Source organism: Gemmiger formicilis (assembly GCF_018784445.1).
In the GTDB taxonomy this organism is placed as follows: domain Bacteria; phylum Bacillota; class Clostridia; order Oscillospirales; family Ruminococcaceae; genus Gemmiger.
In genome coordinates this window covers 55,529-70,450 of sequence record NZ_WQOH01000008.1, presented here as the reverse complement: position 1 = coordinate 70,450, position 14,922 = coordinate 55,529, and the positions used below count along the sequence as shown (strand labels likewise).

The 14,922-nt window shown below is 59.5% G+C and carries 16 protein-coding genes; 11 read left to right on the top strand and 5 right to left on the bottom strand.

All coding sequences use genetic code 11. The features are described 5' to 3' along the window. Positions 1-117 precede the first annotated feature (117 nt). The 5 genes from GPK89_RS03685 to GPK89_RS03665 all read left to right on the top strand — a co-directional run bounded on the left by GPK89_RS03685 (position 118) and on the right by GPK89_RS03665 (position 2,753). Entirely contained in the window at positions 118-294 is a 177-nt protein-coding gene (locus GPK89_RS03685) for a hypothetical protein (protein ID WP_215691636.1), read from the top strand. Between the two features lie 150 nt (positions 295-444). Then, on the top strand, positions 445-582 hold the full coding sequence (locus tag GPK89_RS03680; protein ID WP_215691635.1) for a hypothetical protein: 138 nt from the start codon (positions 445-447) through the stop codon (positions 580-582). A gap of 15 nt (positions 583-597) precedes the next feature. Next, positions 598-1,185: a hypothetical protein gene (locus GPK89_RS03675; RefSeq protein ID WP_215691634.1), complete on the top strand. Its 588-nt coding sequence runs from the start codon at positions 598-600 to the stop codon at positions 1,183-1,185. Between the two features lie 82 nt (positions 1,186-1,267). Further along, on the top strand, positions 1,268-1,654 hold the full coding sequence (locus GPK89_RS03670) for a hypothetical protein (protein ID WP_215691633.1): 387 nt from the start codon (positions 1,268-1,270) through the stop codon (positions 1,652-1,654). 103 nt (positions 1,655-1,757) lie between these two features. Then, positions 1,758-2,753, top strand: a complete 996-nt coding sequence (locus GPK89_RS03665; RefSeq protein ID WP_215691632.1) for a 2-hydroxyacid dehydrogenase — start codon at positions 1,758-1,760, stop codon at positions 2,751-2,753. A gap of 209 nt (positions 2,754-2,962) precedes the next feature. Here the strand turns inward: GPK89_RS03665 and uxuA are convergent, their stop codons facing one another. After that, positions 2,963-4,060: a mannonate dehydratase gene (uxuA, locus tag GPK89_RS03660; protein WP_215691631.1), complete on the bottom strand. Its 1,098-nt coding sequence runs from the start codon at positions 4,058-4,060 to the stop codon at positions 2,963-2,965. 177 nt (positions 4,061-4,237) lie between these two features. Then, the gene (locus GPK89_RS03655) at positions 4,238-5,854 is read right to left on the bottom strand and encodes a mannitol dehydrogenase family protein (RefSeq protein ID WP_215691630.1); all 1,617 of its coding nucleotides are present in this window, start codon (positions 5,852-5,854) and stop codon (positions 4,238-4,240) included. A 299-nt stretch (positions 5,855-6,153) separates the two neighbouring features. Between GPK89_RS03655 and GPK89_RS03650 the strand changes: the two genes are divergently transcribed. Beyond that, positions 6,154-7,017: a helix-turn-helix domain-containing protein gene (locus tag GPK89_RS03650; protein WP_252261455.1), complete on the top strand. Its 864-nt coding sequence runs from the start codon at positions 6,154-6,156 to the stop codon at positions 7,015-7,017. A 593-nt stretch (positions 7,018-7,610) separates the two neighbouring features. Here the strand turns inward: GPK89_RS03650 and GPK89_RS03645 are convergent. Beyond that, a complete protein-coding gene (locus GPK89_RS03645) occupies positions 7,611-9,326 on the bottom strand; it encodes an ammonium transporter (RefSeq protein WP_215691629.1) in 1,716 nt (571 codons plus the stop codon). A gap of 441 nt (positions 9,327-9,767) precedes the next feature. On the opposite strand from GPK89_RS03645, the gene GPK89_RS03640 reads away from it, so the two are divergent. Further along, a complete protein-coding gene (locus GPK89_RS03640; RefSeq protein ID WP_215691628.1) occupies positions 9,768-10,178 on the top strand; it encodes an OadG family transporter subunit in 411 nt (136 codons plus the stop codon). A gap of 12 nt (positions 10,179-10,190) precedes the next feature. Further along, positions 10,191-11,381, top strand: coding sequence for a sodium ion-translocating decarboxylase subunit beta (locus tag GPK89_RS03635; RefSeq protein WP_215691627.1), 1,191 nt, complete (start codon positions 10,191-10,193; stop codon positions 11,379-11,381). Positions 11,382-11,467: 86 nt separating this feature from the next. On the opposite strand, the gene GPK89_RS03630 is transcribed toward GPK89_RS03635, so the two are convergent. Both GPK89_RS03630 and GPK89_RS03625 read right to left on the bottom strand, forming a co-directional pair. Next, positions 11,468-12,526 (bottom strand): hypothetical protein, encoded by a 1,059-nt coding sequence (locus GPK89_RS03630; protein ID WP_215691626.1) that lies wholly within the window; start codon positions 12,524-12,526, stop codon positions 11,468-11,470. Between the two features lie 3 nt (positions 12,527-12,529). Continuing rightward, entirely contained in the window at positions 12,530-13,018 is a 489-nt protein-coding gene (locus GPK89_RS03625) for an RNA polymerase sigma factor (protein ID WP_215691625.1), read from the bottom strand. 127 nt (positions 13,019-13,145) lie between these two features. Here GPK89_RS03625 and GPK89_RS03620 point away from each other — a divergent pair, with 127 nt between their 5' ends. From GPK89_RS03620 to GPK89_RS03610, 3 genes are read left to right on the top strand one after another with little or no spacing between them, the layout of a single operon-like run. Continuing rightward, positions 13,146-14,036, top strand: a complete 891-nt coding sequence (locus GPK89_RS03620) for a ribonuclease Z (RefSeq protein ID WP_215691624.1) — start codon at positions 13,146-13,148, stop codon at positions 14,034-14,036. Further along, positions 14,033-14,365 (top strand): NusG domain II-containing protein, encoded by a 333-nt coding sequence (locus GPK89_RS03615; protein ID WP_215691623.1) that lies wholly within the window; start codon positions 14,033-14,035, stop codon positions 14,363-14,365. The genes GPK89_RS03620 and GPK89_RS03615 overlap by 4 nt, the downstream gene beginning before the upstream one ends. A gap of 16 nt (positions 14,366-14,381) precedes the next feature. Continuing rightward, positions 14,382-14,882 (top strand): GNAT family N-acetyltransferase, encoded by a 501-nt coding sequence (locus tag GPK89_RS03610; RefSeq protein ID WP_215691622.1) that lies wholly within the window; start codon positions 14,382-14,384, stop codon positions 14,880-14,882. Positions 14,883-14,922: the final 40 nt, after the last annotated feature.

Below are 14,922 nucleotides of genomic sequence, written 5' to 3'. Positions count from 1 at the left end.
ATTATCTGCGCTTTTGGCTTAGCAGCTGCCGCACCTCGCTCGCCGTATCGGCACTTAGAATTATGCGGTATTGCCTTAAGTTTGCTATACAAGCGCAGGAAAAACGAGTAAAGTTAAATGGGGTTGGCAGAAAAGCTTTACGGCAGCGGCGACAAGGGCGTGTATGAGATCGCGCTGGCTGAGTGGAATTACCAGAATAACAACTGCTTTCAGGCCCTTGTGCTGGTGACAGGAACGATCCCTCTGATGGAACAAAAAGTACCATTGGGACGGCTGGGACGAATACGACGATGATTGGGATTGGCTCGAATGGCTTTTCATGGACGACGACGAGTATTGGCAGGACGACAGCTGGGACGATTGGGCAGCATAAAGGAAACTTGCGGAAAGGGGTATCTGAACATGAAAAAAGTCTGACTTGGCCTTTCTGTGGCCTGCCTGCTGGTGGACGTTTTCGGGACGATCGAGGACGTTATCTCCGGCACACCGTTCTGGGATGCGGCCGTCCAGATGGATTTTATGGATGTCATGATTATGTATGCGCGGCTGTTCGACGAAGCGGACTTCTGGCTGCGGAATTAACAAGGAGGCTATCATATGGGATTCTTTTTCAAAAAGGCAAACAAAGCCAATCGCTGCCTGCTCTGCGGCAGTGAGGTGGCCGCGGGTAAATGCACGGCTTGCGGACGTGAGGCCAAACCGCTGGTGCCGCTTTCCGCTCTGAACTGGCAAAAGGTACCCCTCAGTGTAGGCGAAGCCCTCGGCGAGCAGAAAAAGAAGCTGTTTGGCAATGCGCTGCTTACCGTAAAAGAAATGATTGCAAACGGCGAACTTTATATCGCGGATATTCACATCGATGGTGTGTACGAGCACGAATATGACAGAACCCCCGATGAAGATGATTGCCGCACCGAGTATGACTATTACATCCAGTTCTCTACCCCGGACCTTGCCCCCTGTGACACAGATTGCGAGGTCTCGGAGGGCGACTACGACCGAGCCGAAGCGTTGCTGAAAAGCGGTCGGCATGACGCTAAGATCCTGTGGGGCCGCAAGAAGAAGGCCAACTATTACTATGCATTTGTGCCGAGAAACAGCGATGCGGCGGCCATGCTGACAAAAGGCCTGTTCGAAAAATTCATCGGCTTTGGCGAATGCACCGAAAAGCGCAAGCTGCCCTATTAAAAAGGGGGCAAATCTGTTTGAAACAATATGTTCAGAAAGCTCTGTGAGCTTACAACATAGAAATCAAAAAGGAGATCACTATATGGGACTTGGTGAAATGATGGGCGTGAAGAACGTCAAGCTGGAGCTGAAAGGGAATTATGCTACACTGGCAGACCTGTTAGAGGCGATGAAGGACATCCGATTTGAAGCTGGAGTTCCGGAACTCACGAAGCATGGCATCGGTGCGGTAATTGTATTCCCGCCGGTTGACCGTAACAACCAGGTGTGGATCACGGGTGCAAAGGGAAAATTCACCATCATGCGCAGTGCAGAGGTGGCTGGCCTTGGCAACATGGCGAAGAATGCCGTTCTTGATACCTTGACCGACGGCTGGAGCAGTATGAGCGGCGCTTTCGGCAACAAGAAAAAGCGTTGCATGGAACTGGTGGACATTACCGCCAAAGAAATCAAAGAAGCAGGAATTTGAGCCTGTATATAGAGGTGTTGTTTCGACAACAGAAATCCCTCGGTCTATCCGGTATACTATGCCTGTAAACGGCAGATACTGGATATGACTGGGGGATTTTTTAATGAAAATTATTTTTTATGGCACGCGGGAATACGACCACTACTATTTTGATGTGCTGGCAGCGGATCCGGAATATGGCTGCGAAATCAGGTTCCTGACGGCCAATCTGGACGCTGACACCGCGCCGCTGGCGCAGGGCGGTGACGCGGTGTGTGCATTTGTCAATGCGGACTGCTCGGCACCGGTGCTGGAAAAGCTGGCCCAGGTGGGCATCCGCTGCCTGCTGCTACGCTGCGCCGGGTACAATCATGTGGACCTGGCGGCGGCTAAAAAGCACGGTATAACGGTGCTTCGTGTGCCGGGGTACAGCCCGGAGGCCGTGGCCGAGCACGCCATGGCGCTGGCCCAGGCGGCCAACCGGCGGCTGTGCAAGGCGTATATCAAGGTGCGCAACAACAATTTTGCGCTGGACGGCCTGCTGGGGTACAACCTTTACGGCTCGTCGGCGGGCATCGTCGGCACCGGGCGCATCGGCGCGGCCATGGCCCGTATCTGCCACGGATTTGGGATGACGGTGCTGGCCTACGATCAGTACAAGAACCCGGCGCTGGACGGTATTGTGCGCTATGTGGAGCTGGACGAGCTGCTGCGCACAGCAGACCTCATCAGCCTGCACTGCCCGCTGACAGCGGAAACCTACCACATGATCAACGCAGATACAATCAAAATGATGCGTGGCAGTGCAATTTTGGTCAACACGAGCCGGGGCGGACTGATCGACACCGACGCGCTCATCGACGCGCTGCGTCACCGCAAGTTTGCGGGTGTCGGGCTGGACGTCTATGAGGACGAGGACGAACAGGTGTTTGAGGATTTTTCCGACGATGTATTGCAGAATGAGGTCGTACCGATTTTGCTTAGCTTCCCGAATGTGGTGGTGACGAGCCATCAGGCGTTTTTTACCCGGACCGCGTTACAGAGCATTGCCATTACGACGATGGAGAATGCGCGGGCGTTTGCGCGAGGGGAAAAGCTGGTGAATGAGGTGAAGGGGTAAGCAGGGCAGAAGGGCGGTAAAGGCAAGGCTGCGGGAATCCCTCCGGCCTCGCAGGCTCGGCCACCTCCCTTTGACAAGGGAGGCGCGGGCGGCATATATGCCGCCCCTACCGTGGCGGCCCGTGGCGGAGTTGATTCCCCAAAACAAAAAAGCCACTGCTTGCGCAGCGGCTTTTCTGTTTTTATACAGCAACTAGAAGATGGCAGGAATCAGCCGTTCTTCTCCTCGTCCAGACGATCCAGCAGGTCCCAGACACCGAGCATATACTGGACACCCAGCGCACGGTCATACTTGCCGTAGCCGGGGCGGCAGTTGCCGGGGCCTTCCTCCCACAGCTGGCGGCCGTGGTCGGGGCGGATGCAGCCGTCAAAGCCGCAGTCGTGGTAAGCGCGCAGGATCTCGATGATGCCGGTCTCGCCGCAGCAGTCACGGTGGGCAGCCTCAGAGAAGTCACCGTTCTCGAAGTGGTGGATGTTGCGCACATGGGCGAAGGGGATGCGGTCGCAGTGCTTGCGCACGATGGCGGCCACATTGTTGTTGGGGTTGGCGTTCATGCTGCCGGAGCAGAGCGTCAGGCAGTTGTACGGGTCATCGACCATCGTCAGGAAGCGGTCGATGCTCTCGGCGTCAACCAGCAGGCGGGGCAGGCCGAAGATATCCCATGGGGGATCGTCCTGATGGATGGCCATCTTGATGTCGCACTCGCGGCAGGTGGGCATGATGGCCTCGAGGAAGTACTTCAGGTTATCCCACAGCTTCTCCTTGGTGACGGGGGCGTAGGCCTTGAACAGCTCGTCCAGCTTGGCCATGCGCTCCGGCTCCCAGCCGGGGAAGGTCATGTTGTACTTCTCGGTAAATTCGAGAATGTAGTTTGCCATGCCCTTGTAGTCGTCCTTGATCAGGTCCTTCTGATAGAACAGGGCGGTGGAGCCGTCGCCGACGGGGTGGAACAGGTCGGTGCGCGTCCAGTCGAAGATGGGCATGAAGTTGTAGCAGATGGTCTTGACGCCGAACTTGGACAGGTTGCGGATGCACTGCTTGTAGTTCTCGATGTACTTATCGCGGGTGGGCAGGCCGATCTTGATGTCGTCGTGGACGTTGACGGACTCGACGACGGTGGCGCTGAAGCCAGCCGCGTGGATCTGGTCTACGACCTCCTTGATCTCGTTCTCCTCCCAGATCTCGCCGGGCATCTTGCTGTGCAGCGCCCAGACGATCTCCTCAACACCGGGAATCTGCTTGATGTCGCTCAGGGTGATGGGGTCATTGCCCTCACCATACCAGCGCCAACCCATTTTCATAGACATATGGTGCTCCTTTTGTTTGTATAGTCGTTTGCGTAGGGGCGAGGCATGCCTCGCCCTCAAGTTTCCGGTTGCAAGCCCGTGAGCGGGTTATAGATTTTATGCGGCGGGCCGGACATGTCCGGCCCCTACGGGGCGGCAGATACAAGGCTTCCCCCTTAGGGGAAGCCTTTAAGCAGCTTAGCCGTTCACAGCCTCGTTCAGGGTCTTGCGGACGGCGCCGGGGCCGGCGATCTCGGCCTTGAAGTAGGCCTTGATCTTGTCGGCCAGCACGGTCTTGGTCAGGTCGCTGCCGAAGATGGAAGCGTTAGACAGGATGCCGTCCAGCTGATCGGTGACGGTCTCGGGCTTGCCGAACTCGATGCCGGCAAGCTTGGCCTGCAGGTCGTCCTTCAGCGGATCAGCGGAAACCTCAAAGGCGTTGCCGTTGTCGTCAATGGCCAGCAGGTAGCGCAGCCAACCGGCGATAGCCAGAGGAATGGAAACGAGGCTGTTCAGGTCGCGGCCTTCGGCGATGTAGCTCTTGATGGTCTCGCCGAAGCGGATGCCGACCTTCTGAGAAGTATCGGTGGCGATGCGCTGCGGCATATCGGGCATGAAGGGGTTGGGCAGGCGCTGCTCAATGACCTCGTCAATGAAGGCCTTGGGGGCCAGGATCTTCGGGTCAACGACGACCGGCAGGCCCTCGACATAGCCCAGGCGCTTGATGAGGGCGACGATGTCCTCGTCCTTCATCTCGGCGCAGATCAGGTCATAGCCCAGCATGCAGCCGTAAACGCTCATGGCGGTGTGCAGCGGGTTCAGGCAGGTGGTGACCTTCATGCGCTCGGTCTTGTTGACGGTTTCGCGGTCGGTCATGTAGACGCCGGCCTTCTCCAGTGCGGGGCGGCCGTTGGGGAACTTGTCCTCGACAACGAGGTACTGCGGGCGCTCGGCGTTGACGAACGCGGCGATGAAGGTGTTCTTGGAGGTGACGATGGGGGTCATGCCCTCGATGCCGTCCTTCTCCAGGGACTCCTCGACCATCTTGTGGGGACGCGGGGTGATCTTGTCGATCATGGACCAGGGGAAGGTGATCTTGCTCTCATCGGACAGGTAGTCGATGAAGTCCTGGCCGACATAGCCCTTTTCGAGCCAAGCCTTGGCAACGGTCATGACGCTGGCCTGCAGCTTCTCGCCGTTGTGAGAGCAGTTGTCCATGCTGACGACGGCCAGCGGGGCGGCACCGTTCTGGAAACGCTCCAGCAGCAGGGCGGCGACCATGCTCATGGCGTGGCGTGCGTGGGCAGGGCCCTCGTCGATGTCAGCCTGGACGACCGGCATCAGGGAACCATCGGGACGATACAGGGCGTAACCCTTCTCGGTGATGGTGAAGGAGATCATCTGCAGGCCGGGATCGGTGAAGATCTGCTTGAAGCGGGCCATCATCTCGGCGTCGGCAGAGTTGGCGCGCAGACCCTCGGCCACAGAGCCGATGATCTCGCGGCTGGTGGTGCCGTCCGGGTTCAGGGTGACGTTCATCGTCAGGTTGTCGTACGGAGTGTAGATCTTGTCGATGATATCGTAGTCGAAAGTGTCAGCCGCGATGATGCCGCGGTCGGCGGCACCCTCGTTCAGCAGGCGCTGCTGCAAAGCAGCGATAAAGCCGCGGAAGATGTTGCCGGCACCGAAGTGGACCCAGATGGGGTGCTCCTTGGTGGCAGCGGTCATGGCGGCGTGGTCAAAGGCGGGCAGCTTGACGCCCAGCTTTTCCCACTCGGCCTTCTGGTTTACGATGGAAGACGCATTCATCTGCATAATGATTTGCTCCTTTGTTGCTTATGGGGGTGGGCAGCGCAGAACTGCCCGCGATATCAACAGTATACCACGCAATTTTTTGCAAGAAAATAACCGTAGTTGCTTGAAAAATTGTAAAAATTGCGGTAAACTAAACCTAGCATCGAAAAAGGCTTCTCCCATGAGGGAGAAGCTGCCGCAGCAGGCGGCTGATGAGGGGAGAACTTGCCGCAAAAGCCCTTTTACGGGGCGGCAGCGGCACAGCCGCCCCTCATCCCAGCCACCTTCCCCCGATAGGAAGGCTTTTGAGGAGTTCCCCTATGTCAAACTACAACCCCTACACCAAACGCCAGACGATGATCGCGCCGGATTACGAGGTCTACCGCTACCGCTCGACCTACATGAACGAGGTCGAGCTGCACCACCATGACTTCTATGAGGTCTACCTGCTGCTGCGCGGCCGGGTGGAATATATCGTGGAGAACCAGCTTTACCGCGTGCGCCCCGGCGACTGGATGCTGTGCAGCCCGCTGGAGCTGCACCAGGCCCGCATTGCCACCGATGCCGACGCCTACGAGCGCATTGTGCTGTGGATCGCGCGGCCGTTTTTGGAGAACCTGTCCACCCCGCACACCAGCCTGACCCGCTGCTTTGACACCTCGATCCCCAGCCACACGAACCTGCTGCGGCTGCCCGGGGCCACCGGCGCACCGCTGCGCACCACGGTGGACAAGCTGTGCGCCTTAAAGGCAAGCAAGGACTACGGCAGTGACCTCTTGGCCCAGAGTGCGCTGGTGGAGCTGATGGTGGGCCTGAACCGTGCCGCTGCCGAACGCGGCGACGCCCGCCCCACCGGCACCAGTGACCAGGTCGTGGACGCGGTGCTGCACTACATCAACGAGCATTACAGCGAGGCCTTGACGCTGGATCAGCTGTCGGAAAAGTTTTTCATCAGCAAATACCACCTGCTGCGCAAGTTTGATGCCCAGGTGGGTACGACGGTACACCGCTATATTTTGCAAAAGCGCCTGCTGAATGCCAAGCAGCTGCTGGCCGGCGGCGTGCCGCCGAATGAGGTCTGCCAGTACTGCGGCTTTGGCGATTACGCGAACTTCTACCGCGCGTTCCGGGCCGAGTACAACCAGACACCGCGGCAGTATATCCAGAGTGCCAGGGGGAAGTGATCGGCTGAAGGGGTAACGGCAGTCCCCGGGGAAACCTTACTTTCTTTTGTGACCAAAAGAAAGTAACAAAGAAAAGTCTCGCTGTTGCGACGCAGCGAACCCGCGCCTCGGGGGCTGCACGCCCCCGAGACCCCCAAAGAGGAAGTCGGAAGCTTCGGCGGCTAAACGGACGCAGTATTACTGTCCGTTCTTAACGCCGCCGAACCTTCCTCCACTTTAAATTTGGGTGTTGCGGGGTTGCGAGCGAGGGGCCACAGTTGAGCGGAGCGAAACTGGGGTAGTGAGCAATGCTTGCCCCTGCGGGGCAAGCAACCGCACGAGCGGGCCAGCTTTGCTGGCTGGCGGCGCTCGTTGTGCGCCGCCAAGCGCCCCCCCCCCGCAGTTGTAAACTTCCGCCCATTTGTAGGGGCCGCATATATGCGGCCCGCCAACCTGCCGCTACATCCCGTTTCCCCATCGCCGCCCTGTAGGGGCCGGGCATGCCCGGCCCGCAACCTACCGCCATCTCCCACAAAACCAACCGCCCCCTCCGAATCCCGCTTCGGAGGGGGCGGTTCACTAACCTTTATATATACACTAAATGGTGCTGCGAATTACTCCACGTCCTGCAATGCGGCGTAATCCTGCTCGCCGGTGCGGACCTTGACGACCTTTGCCACATTGTAGACAAAGATCTTGCCGTCGCCGATGTGGCCGGTGTACAGCGTCTTGGTGGCGGTGTCGATGATCTTCTCGACCGGGATCTTGCTCACAACGACCTCGACCTTGACCTTCGGCAGCAGGGTGGCGTCCACCTCGGCGCCGCGGTACTTCTCACCGCTGCCCTTCTGCAGGCCGCAGCCCATGACCTGGGTCACGGTCATGCCGGTGACGCCGATGTCGTTCAGCGCCTTCTTCAGCGTCTCAAACTTCGCAAGCTGCACGATGATGGAAACCTTGTGCATGCCGGAATCCAGCCCGGCGGGCAGAGGTGCTTCCTGCGTGACCTTGACGGCCGCCGCGATCTTCTCGGGGCTGGCCTTGGTGACGTCGTCCTCGCCCAGGTCGGTGTTCTCGTTCACGTCCAGCTCGGCGTAGGTCGGGTCGCTGATGGCAAAGCCTGCGTAGGCGCTGGTCAGGCCGTGCTCATGGATGTCGAGGCCGTCCAGCTCCTCCTTCTCGGAGACGCGCAGCCCGATCGTCTTTTTGATGATCGAGAAGATGATGAACATCGTGATCAGCACCCAGGCCGCCACGCTGACAACACCCAGCAGCTGGATGCCCAGCTTGGCAAAGCCGCCGCCGTAGAACAGGCCGCCCTCGGTGGCAAACAGGCCGACAGCCAGAGTGCCCCAGCAGCCGTTGACGCAGTGGACGGATACCGCACCGACCGGGTCATCGATCTTGGCAATCTTGTCGAAGAACTCGACCGAGAAGATGCAGAGCACACCGGCCACAATGCCGATGACGGCCGCGCCGAAGGGATCGACCACATCGCACCCGGCGGTGATGGCGACCAGACCGGCCAGCGCACCGTTGAAGGTCAGAGATACATCGGGCTTGCCGTACCGCACCCACGAGACGATCAGCGCCGCAACGGTAGCCAGCGCGGCGGCCAGGTTGGTGTTGAAGCAGATAAGACCGGCGGAAATCATCGTGTCATCGCCGGTCATGCTGACGGTGGAGCCGCCGTTGAAGCCGAACCAGCAGAACCACAGGATGAAAACGCCCAGCGCCATGGCGGTCAGGTTGTGGCCGGGGATGGCGCGCGGGGTGCCCGCCTTGTTGTACTTGCCAATGCGGGGGCCGAGCATCCAGGCACCCAGGCAGGCCGTGACGCCGCCGACAAAGTGGACCGCCGTGGAACCGGCGAAGTCATGGAAGCCGAGCTGTGCCAGCCAGCCGCCGCCCCAGATCCAGTGGCCGGAGATGGGGTAGACAATCAGGCTGATGGCGGCGGAATAGCAACAGTAGGCGCTGAACTTCGTGCGCTCGGCCATCGAGCCGGAAACGATGGTGGCGGCGGTGGCGCAGAACACGGTCTGGAACACCGCGTAGACCCAGACCGGCAGCGTGCCGAAATCGTAGCTGCCGTGGATGAACGGGTCAAACCCGCCGATGAGTGCGCCGGAACCGGCGAACATGATGCCGAAACCGACGATCCAGTAACAGGGTGTACCGATGCAAAAATCCATCATGTTTTTCATCAGGATATTGCCGGTGTTTTTAGCGCGGGTCAGGCCTGCTTCGCATAGTGCAAAGCCCGCCTGCATAAAGAACACCAGGAACGCCGCAACAAGTGTCCAGGTAACGTCTGCTGAGTTGTACATAACTTTGGAACCCCTCTCTCTTACTGTCGCACAGAATACTTGCAAAAGAAACAGAAAAAGCGCCGGGCAGAAATACTCTGCCCGGCGCCTTTGCCGTTCTTTCGTTGCGCTTATGCTATCACAGAGTTGCGCATTGGTCAAGAGGGAGAAGACATATTTTGTTCATATTTGTAAAAAGTGCTGTGCAATCAGCCCAAAATCCACTTGCAAAATTGTGCATCATGTAGGGGCCGGGCATACCCGGCCCTCTGCTGAAAGGTAAACGCCTGCTTGCGGGAAAGCTGAGGGCCGCATATGTGAGGCCCCTACATGCACCATCTGTACATTTCCCTAAATTTATTCATTTTTTTGTAAAAAAATCTACCAAAAAAATTCTCTTTGTGCTATAATATCATCAAATAGCCTTTTTCCGGCCGTTTACCAATTAAAGGAGGATCATCCATGCCCAACCTAGCTCTGCTTGCCCTGGAAGCCAGCGACGGCACCGTTGTTCTGACCAGCATTACGCTGGTTTTCGCGATGCTGGTGGCCCTGTGCCTTATCATCACGCTGGAAGGCAAGATCTTCGACAACATCAACAATAAGAAGAACGGCAAGCCTGCGCCGAAGGCCCCTGCGGCCCCCGCTGCCAAGGCTGCTCCTGCCGCCAAGCCCGCTGCCCCTGCAGCCAAGGCTGACAACGGCTCCATCCCCGGCGAGATCATCGCCGCCATCTCCGCTGCCGTGGCCTCTGTGTGCGGCGGCAATGCCGTGATCCGCGGCATCAAGCGCGTTTCCAAGCCCGCTGCCGGCTCCCGCCGCGGCGCATGGGGTGACGCAGGCGTGCGCGAGCATACCGCGCCCTTTATGTAAGGAGGTATGGAAATGGGTGCTATTTTTACCAACATTGCTGAAATTTTCGCCAAGTCCGGCTGGGCGCAGATCTTCTTCACCGAGGGCGGCTGGAAGTACGCTGTCATGCTGGCGGTGGCCTGCGTGCTGCTGTATCTGGCCATCGTCAAGCAGTTTGAACCGCTGCTGCTGCTGCCCATCGGCTTCGGTATGCTGATGACCAACCTGCCCCTCGACGGCATCTTCCATATGGATATCTTCATCAACGAGACGAATCATATCAACTGGGAGCTGCTCGGTTCCTCCGGCGGTATGGTCGACTATATCTACTTAGGCGTCAAGCTGGGCATTTACCCGCCGTTGATCTTCCTCGGCATCGGCACCATGACCGATTTCGAGCCGCTGATCGCCCGCCCGTCCAGCCTGCTGCTGGGCGCTGCCGCACAGCTGGGCATCTTCTTCACCTTTGTCGGCGCTAAGATCCTGGGCTTCACCAATCAGGAAGCCGGTGCTATCGGCATCATCGGCGGCGCGGACGGCCCCACCGCCATCTACGTCACCACCAAGCTGGCCCCGCACCTGCTCGGCTCCATTGCGGTCGCTGCGTACTGCTACATGGCGCTGGTGCCGGTTATCCAGCCGCCTATCATGAAGGTCCTGACCACTGAAAAAGAGCGTCAGATCGTCATGACTGCCCCCCGCCGCGTCTCCAAGACCGAGAAGATCCTGTTCCCCATCATCGTTACCATCATCGTTGCCCTGACCCTGCCTGACGCCGCCATTCTGGTCGGCTGCCTGATGATGGGCAACCTGATGAAGGAGTCCGGCGTTGTTGAGCGTATCACCAAGACCGCCGGCAATGAGCTGATGAACATCATCACGATCTTCCTCGGCTTCTCGGTCGGCTGCACCACCAACGCCGCCACCTTCCTGAACATCCAGACCGTTGAGATCATCGTTCTGGGCATCGTCGCCTTCGGTGTCGGCACCGCCGGCGGTGTTATCCTGGGCAAGGTCATGTGCGCTGTCACCCACGGCAAGATCAACCCGCTCATCGGTTCCGCCGGTGTTTCCGCCGTTCCCATGGCCGCCCGTGTTTCCCAGAAGGTCGGCCAGGAGTACAACCCCCGCAACTACCTGCTCATGCACGCCATGGGCCCCAACGTTGCCGGTGTTATCGGCTCCGCCGTTGCCGCTGGTATCCTGATCAATAGGTTCGGCTGATTCGGATAATTCTGCAAAAAGCAAGCACCCGCATGGTTCGCGCCATGCGGGTGCTTTTTTTGGGGTTTCCCCCTCGGGGGGAAGGCTTACCGGTTCACATCAAACCGCTCTCCGTCGATCTCGACATACGCCACCGCTTCCGGGTCGATGATGTCGTAGCTGTCCACACGCAGGGTTATCTTCCCGGAATTTTTGGTGATGCGGCCATACTGCCCCATATAAAACTCTCCGTCCCAGCCGTAGGTCAGTTCCGTGCCGTCAGCGCGGAACAGCTTCACGCGGGACTGCACATCGTACCGCGAGGTCCCGCCCAGCGGCAGACTGCCGTGATTCTTGCCGATGACGCTGACCGCCAGCGGCTCAATACGAACCTCTTGAATGTCAAACGTTGCGTCGGGATATTGCTCGGCTTCTTCATCGGTCATATCATAATGGAACCAGTGCCCTCCCTTCAGCGCGATGGTTTTCTTTACGTTTAGCGTCACTGCTTCAGCCGTGTCTGGCAGCATGACCTTAACATGCGCAGAGGCCTTGTGATTTGTCAAATCGCAGATATACAGCGTTCGCGTGTCGGTGGCCGTCTGGGTCAACGGAATATCCACATAGCAGGAGAGAACGTCGCCTTCGCTGACCGCATTGCGCGTTGCCCACGAACCAATGGCGTACCCATAACATGGCCCTACCTGTGCGTTGCTTGCAATATAGAGCCGCTTGTCGCCGCTGGTGTCCGCTGCACGCAGGTAAAACGCGCCGGTGTCCCACACCAAATCGTTTGGCTCCATCCCCTTGGCATTGTCCACGTCGTACAGCACCCGCAGCGTGTTTTCGCTGCGCAGCAGCGCTTTGACGCTGACGGTATGGCCGTTGATTTCGGCGGTCAGCGGTTCGTACAGCACCTCGCCGTACTTCTGCACCAGCGCGTTCGTCTCGTTGGCGGCGCTCATGGGGTGGAAAAGCCCCAGCACTACGGCTCCTGCGGCCACCAAACACAGCGCTGCTGCTGCGGCCATCACCCGCCAGCCGCGCAAAGCGTGCAGCTTGGGGCGACGCGCCAGCACTTTTTGGCGCAGTGCTGCGGTTTCCTCCGCCGTCAGGGCGTCCGCCAGCGGCGGGTTGTCGTTCATCCAGCGTTCCAGTTCGGTCATAGGTCAGCCCTCCTTCAATAGCTTTTGCAGCGCCAGCCGCGCGCGGTGCAGCCGGGTGCGCACCGTGGCGGCGGGCATGGCAAACCGCACGCCCAGCTGGGCCGCCGTCTCGCCGTATAAGTACCGCCGCAAAAACAGCTCTCCGTCCGGCGGCGGCAGCGCCATGATCTGCGCCATCAGTTCGCGGCTTTCAAGATGGCTTTCCAGCGCCACAGCCAGCTCGGCGTCGTCGCGGTCATCCAGCGGCAGCGTCTCGCCCTGGCGCAGCAGGGCGCGGTAGCGGTCAATGGCGCATTGCCGCGCTGTCAAAATGACCAGCCGCCGCCGGTGCGCCTCGTCCGCAGGCAGCCGCGCCCCGCGCCACAGTTTGTAAAATGTGTCGGCCTCGGCCTCCTCGGCGTCCTGCGGGTGGCCGGGCAAAATGGCCCGGCAGACCGCCCGCACGGCACCGCTGTACTCCCGCAGGAGTATGTCCAACTCGCGTTCCGTCATCCGCGCCGCCCCCTTTCATCAAGATTATACGACAAAATCGGGTGGGGTGTTTCAAAAATTTGCGAAACACTGAAATCTATGCTATAATACGTTTAATAATGGGATAATGTTGGAAAGAGGTGCATCTATGCTGAAAGTTACCCTGCTGGGCACCGGCGGCACGCAGCCATTGCCGGAACGGGCGCTGGCCGCGGCAGCGGTGTCGGTGGGCGGGCATAACATTTTGCTCGACTGCGGCGAGGGCACGCAGGTCGGTCTGCGGCGGTACGGCGTTAGTGCGTATCGGCTTTCGGCGGTGCTGCTCACCCACTACCACGGCGACCACATTCTGGGGCTGCCCGGGCTTTTGCAAACGCTGGGCAGTCTGAACCGCACCGAGCCGCTGACCATCTACGGCCCCCGGGGCATCGAGGCTGTGAGCCGAGCCATCATGGCGCTGGCCGGGCCGCAGGCCTACCCGGTGCGCTGGCAGCAGGCCGACGCGCCGTTCACCGTGAATGAGCTGCAAATCACGCCGTTCCCGCTGACCCACCGCGTGCCCTGCTGTGGTTACGCGCTGGCGCTGCCCCGCGCGGGCAAGTTTGACCCCGCCCGCGCCAGGGCGGCGGGCATCCCGATCGAATACTGGGGCACCCTGCAAAAGGGGGAGACCGTCGGCGGCTTCACGCCCGAACAGGTGTTGGGCGCACCCCGGCGCGGGCTGAAAGTAGTCTACGCCACCGACAGCCGCCCCTGCCCGGCCATTGTGGACGCAGCCCGGGACGCCGACCTGCTCTGCATGGACGCGACCTACGCCGACGATGCCGACCTCGACAAGGCAAAGCTTTATGGTCACGCTACCTGCCGCGAGACCGGCGAGACCGCCGCTGCCGCCCAGGTGCGCAGGCTGTGGCTGACCCATTACAGCGCCGCTGTCAGCGACACCGCCCCCGGCCTGGCCGCCGCCCGGGCCGCCTGCCCCGCCGCCGTGGCCGGGTACGACGGCCTGACGGAAGAACTGGAATTTGACAAAACATGACAAAGTGGAAAAAGAATCTGATTTTTGCGGCGGTCGTTCTGGCTGCTGCGGCGGTGCTGTGGCTTGCCACCCGCCCGGGCGGCAGCGGCAAAACGGCCGTGCTGCGCTATGGAGACCCGCAGGTCGAACAGCGCATAGATTTACGAAAGAACGCCGATTATGACATTGACACCGGCCTGTACACCATTCACTTACACGTGGAAAACGGCGGCATCGCCTTTGTGAACAGCCCCTGCCCCGACCACACTTGCGAGGGCTTTGGCGTTTTGAAAAACCAGGGCGATTGGGCCGCGTGTATGCCGGCAAAGGCAAGTTTGACGATAGAGTAAGATAAAAGGAGTTGCCATGAACCCAACATTCAAGCAAGTGACCAAGACCCGCTATGTGGAACTGGTGGCCGAGCTGGCGCAGGAGATTTTCGTCCAGCACTATACCAAGCTGACGCCGAAGGTCGCCGCCGCACTGGCCGATAAATACCAGAGCGACATCCTGACCGATGACGAGATCCACAGCGGTGTCATCAACTATTTTCTGATCTACCTCGGCACCGAGCCGGTGGGCTATTTTGCGCTGGACCTGGGGCCTGCGGGCGCAATGTGTTTAAGCCGCCTGTTCTTGAAGGAAAAGGCGCGCGGCCAGGGCATTGGCCGCAGCATCGTGGCTTACGCCCAAAAGCTGGCCGAGGGCGACGGCCGCAGCCGCCTGTATATGAAAGTCTGGGCCCGCGACCTGAAGGCCGAGGGCTTTGCAAAAAAGTGCCGCTTCCGCAAGGCCGAGACCGCCCCCATGGAGGTTTTGCCCGGCACCACGCTGGATATCACAACCTGGGAAAAGCTGTGGCGGTAAAGCGCCGGGGCGTCGGAGACGCCGCCCCCCCTGCAAACGG

Bases quoted from the DNA above. Each gene is read 5' to 3' on its own strand.
- GPK89_RS03685 (WP_215691636.1), top strand. From the start codon at position 118: ATGGGGTTGGCAGAAAAGCTTTACGGCAGCGGCGACAAGGGCGTGTAT.
- GPK89_RS03675 (WP_215691634.1), top strand. From the start codon at position 598: ATGGGATTCTTTTTCAAAAAGGCAAACAAAGCCAATCGCTGCCTGCTC.
- GPK89_RS03670 (WP_215691633.1), top strand. From the start codon at position 1,268: ATGGGACTTGGTGAAATGATGGGCGTGAAGAACGTCAAGCTGGAGCTG.
- GPK89_RS03665 (WP_215691632.1), top strand. From the start codon at position 1,758: ATGAAAATTATTTTTTATGGCACGCGGGAATACGACCACTACTATTTT.
- uxuA (WP_215691631.1), bottom strand. From the start codon at position 4,060: ATGTCTATGAAAATGGGTTGGCGCTGGTATGGTGAGGGCAATGACCCC.
- GPK89_RS03655 (WP_215691630.1), bottom strand. From the start codon at position 5,854: ATGCAGATGAATGCGTCTTCCATCGTAAACCAGAAGGCCGAGTGGGAA.
- GPK89_RS03650 (WP_252261455.1), top strand. From the start codon at position 6,154: ATGTCAAACTACAACCCCTACACCAAACGCCAGACGATGATCGCGCCG.
- GPK89_RS03645 (WP_215691629.1), bottom strand. From the start codon at position 9,326: ATGTACAACTCAGCAGACGTTACCTGGACACTTGTTGCGGCGTTCCTG.
- GPK89_RS03640 (WP_215691628.1), top strand. From the start codon at position 9,768: ATGCCCAACCTAGCTCTGCTTGCCCTGGAAGCCAGCGACGGCACCGTT.
- GPK89_RS03635 (WP_215691627.1), top strand. From the start codon at position 10,191: ATGGGTGCTATTTTTACCAACATTGCTGAAATTTTCGCCAAGTCCGGC.
- GPK89_RS03630 (WP_215691626.1), bottom strand. From the start codon at position 12,526: ATGACCGAACTGGAACGCTGGATGAACGACAACCCGCCGCTGGCGGAC.
- GPK89_RS03625 (WP_215691625.1), bottom strand. From the start codon at position 13,018: ATGACGGAACGCGAGTTGGACATACTCCTGCGGGAGTACAGCGGTGCC.
- GPK89_RS03620 (WP_215691624.1), top strand. From the start codon at position 13,146: ATGCTGAAAGTTACCCTGCTGGGCACCGGCGGCACGCAGCCATTGCCG.
- GPK89_RS03615 (WP_215691623.1), top strand. From the start codon at position 14,033: ATGACAAAGTGGAAAAAGAATCTGATTTTTGCGGCGGTCGTTCTGGCT.
- GPK89_RS03610 (WP_215691622.1), top strand. From the start codon at position 14,382: ATGAACCCAACATTCAAGCAAGTGACCAAGACCCGCTATGTGGAACTG.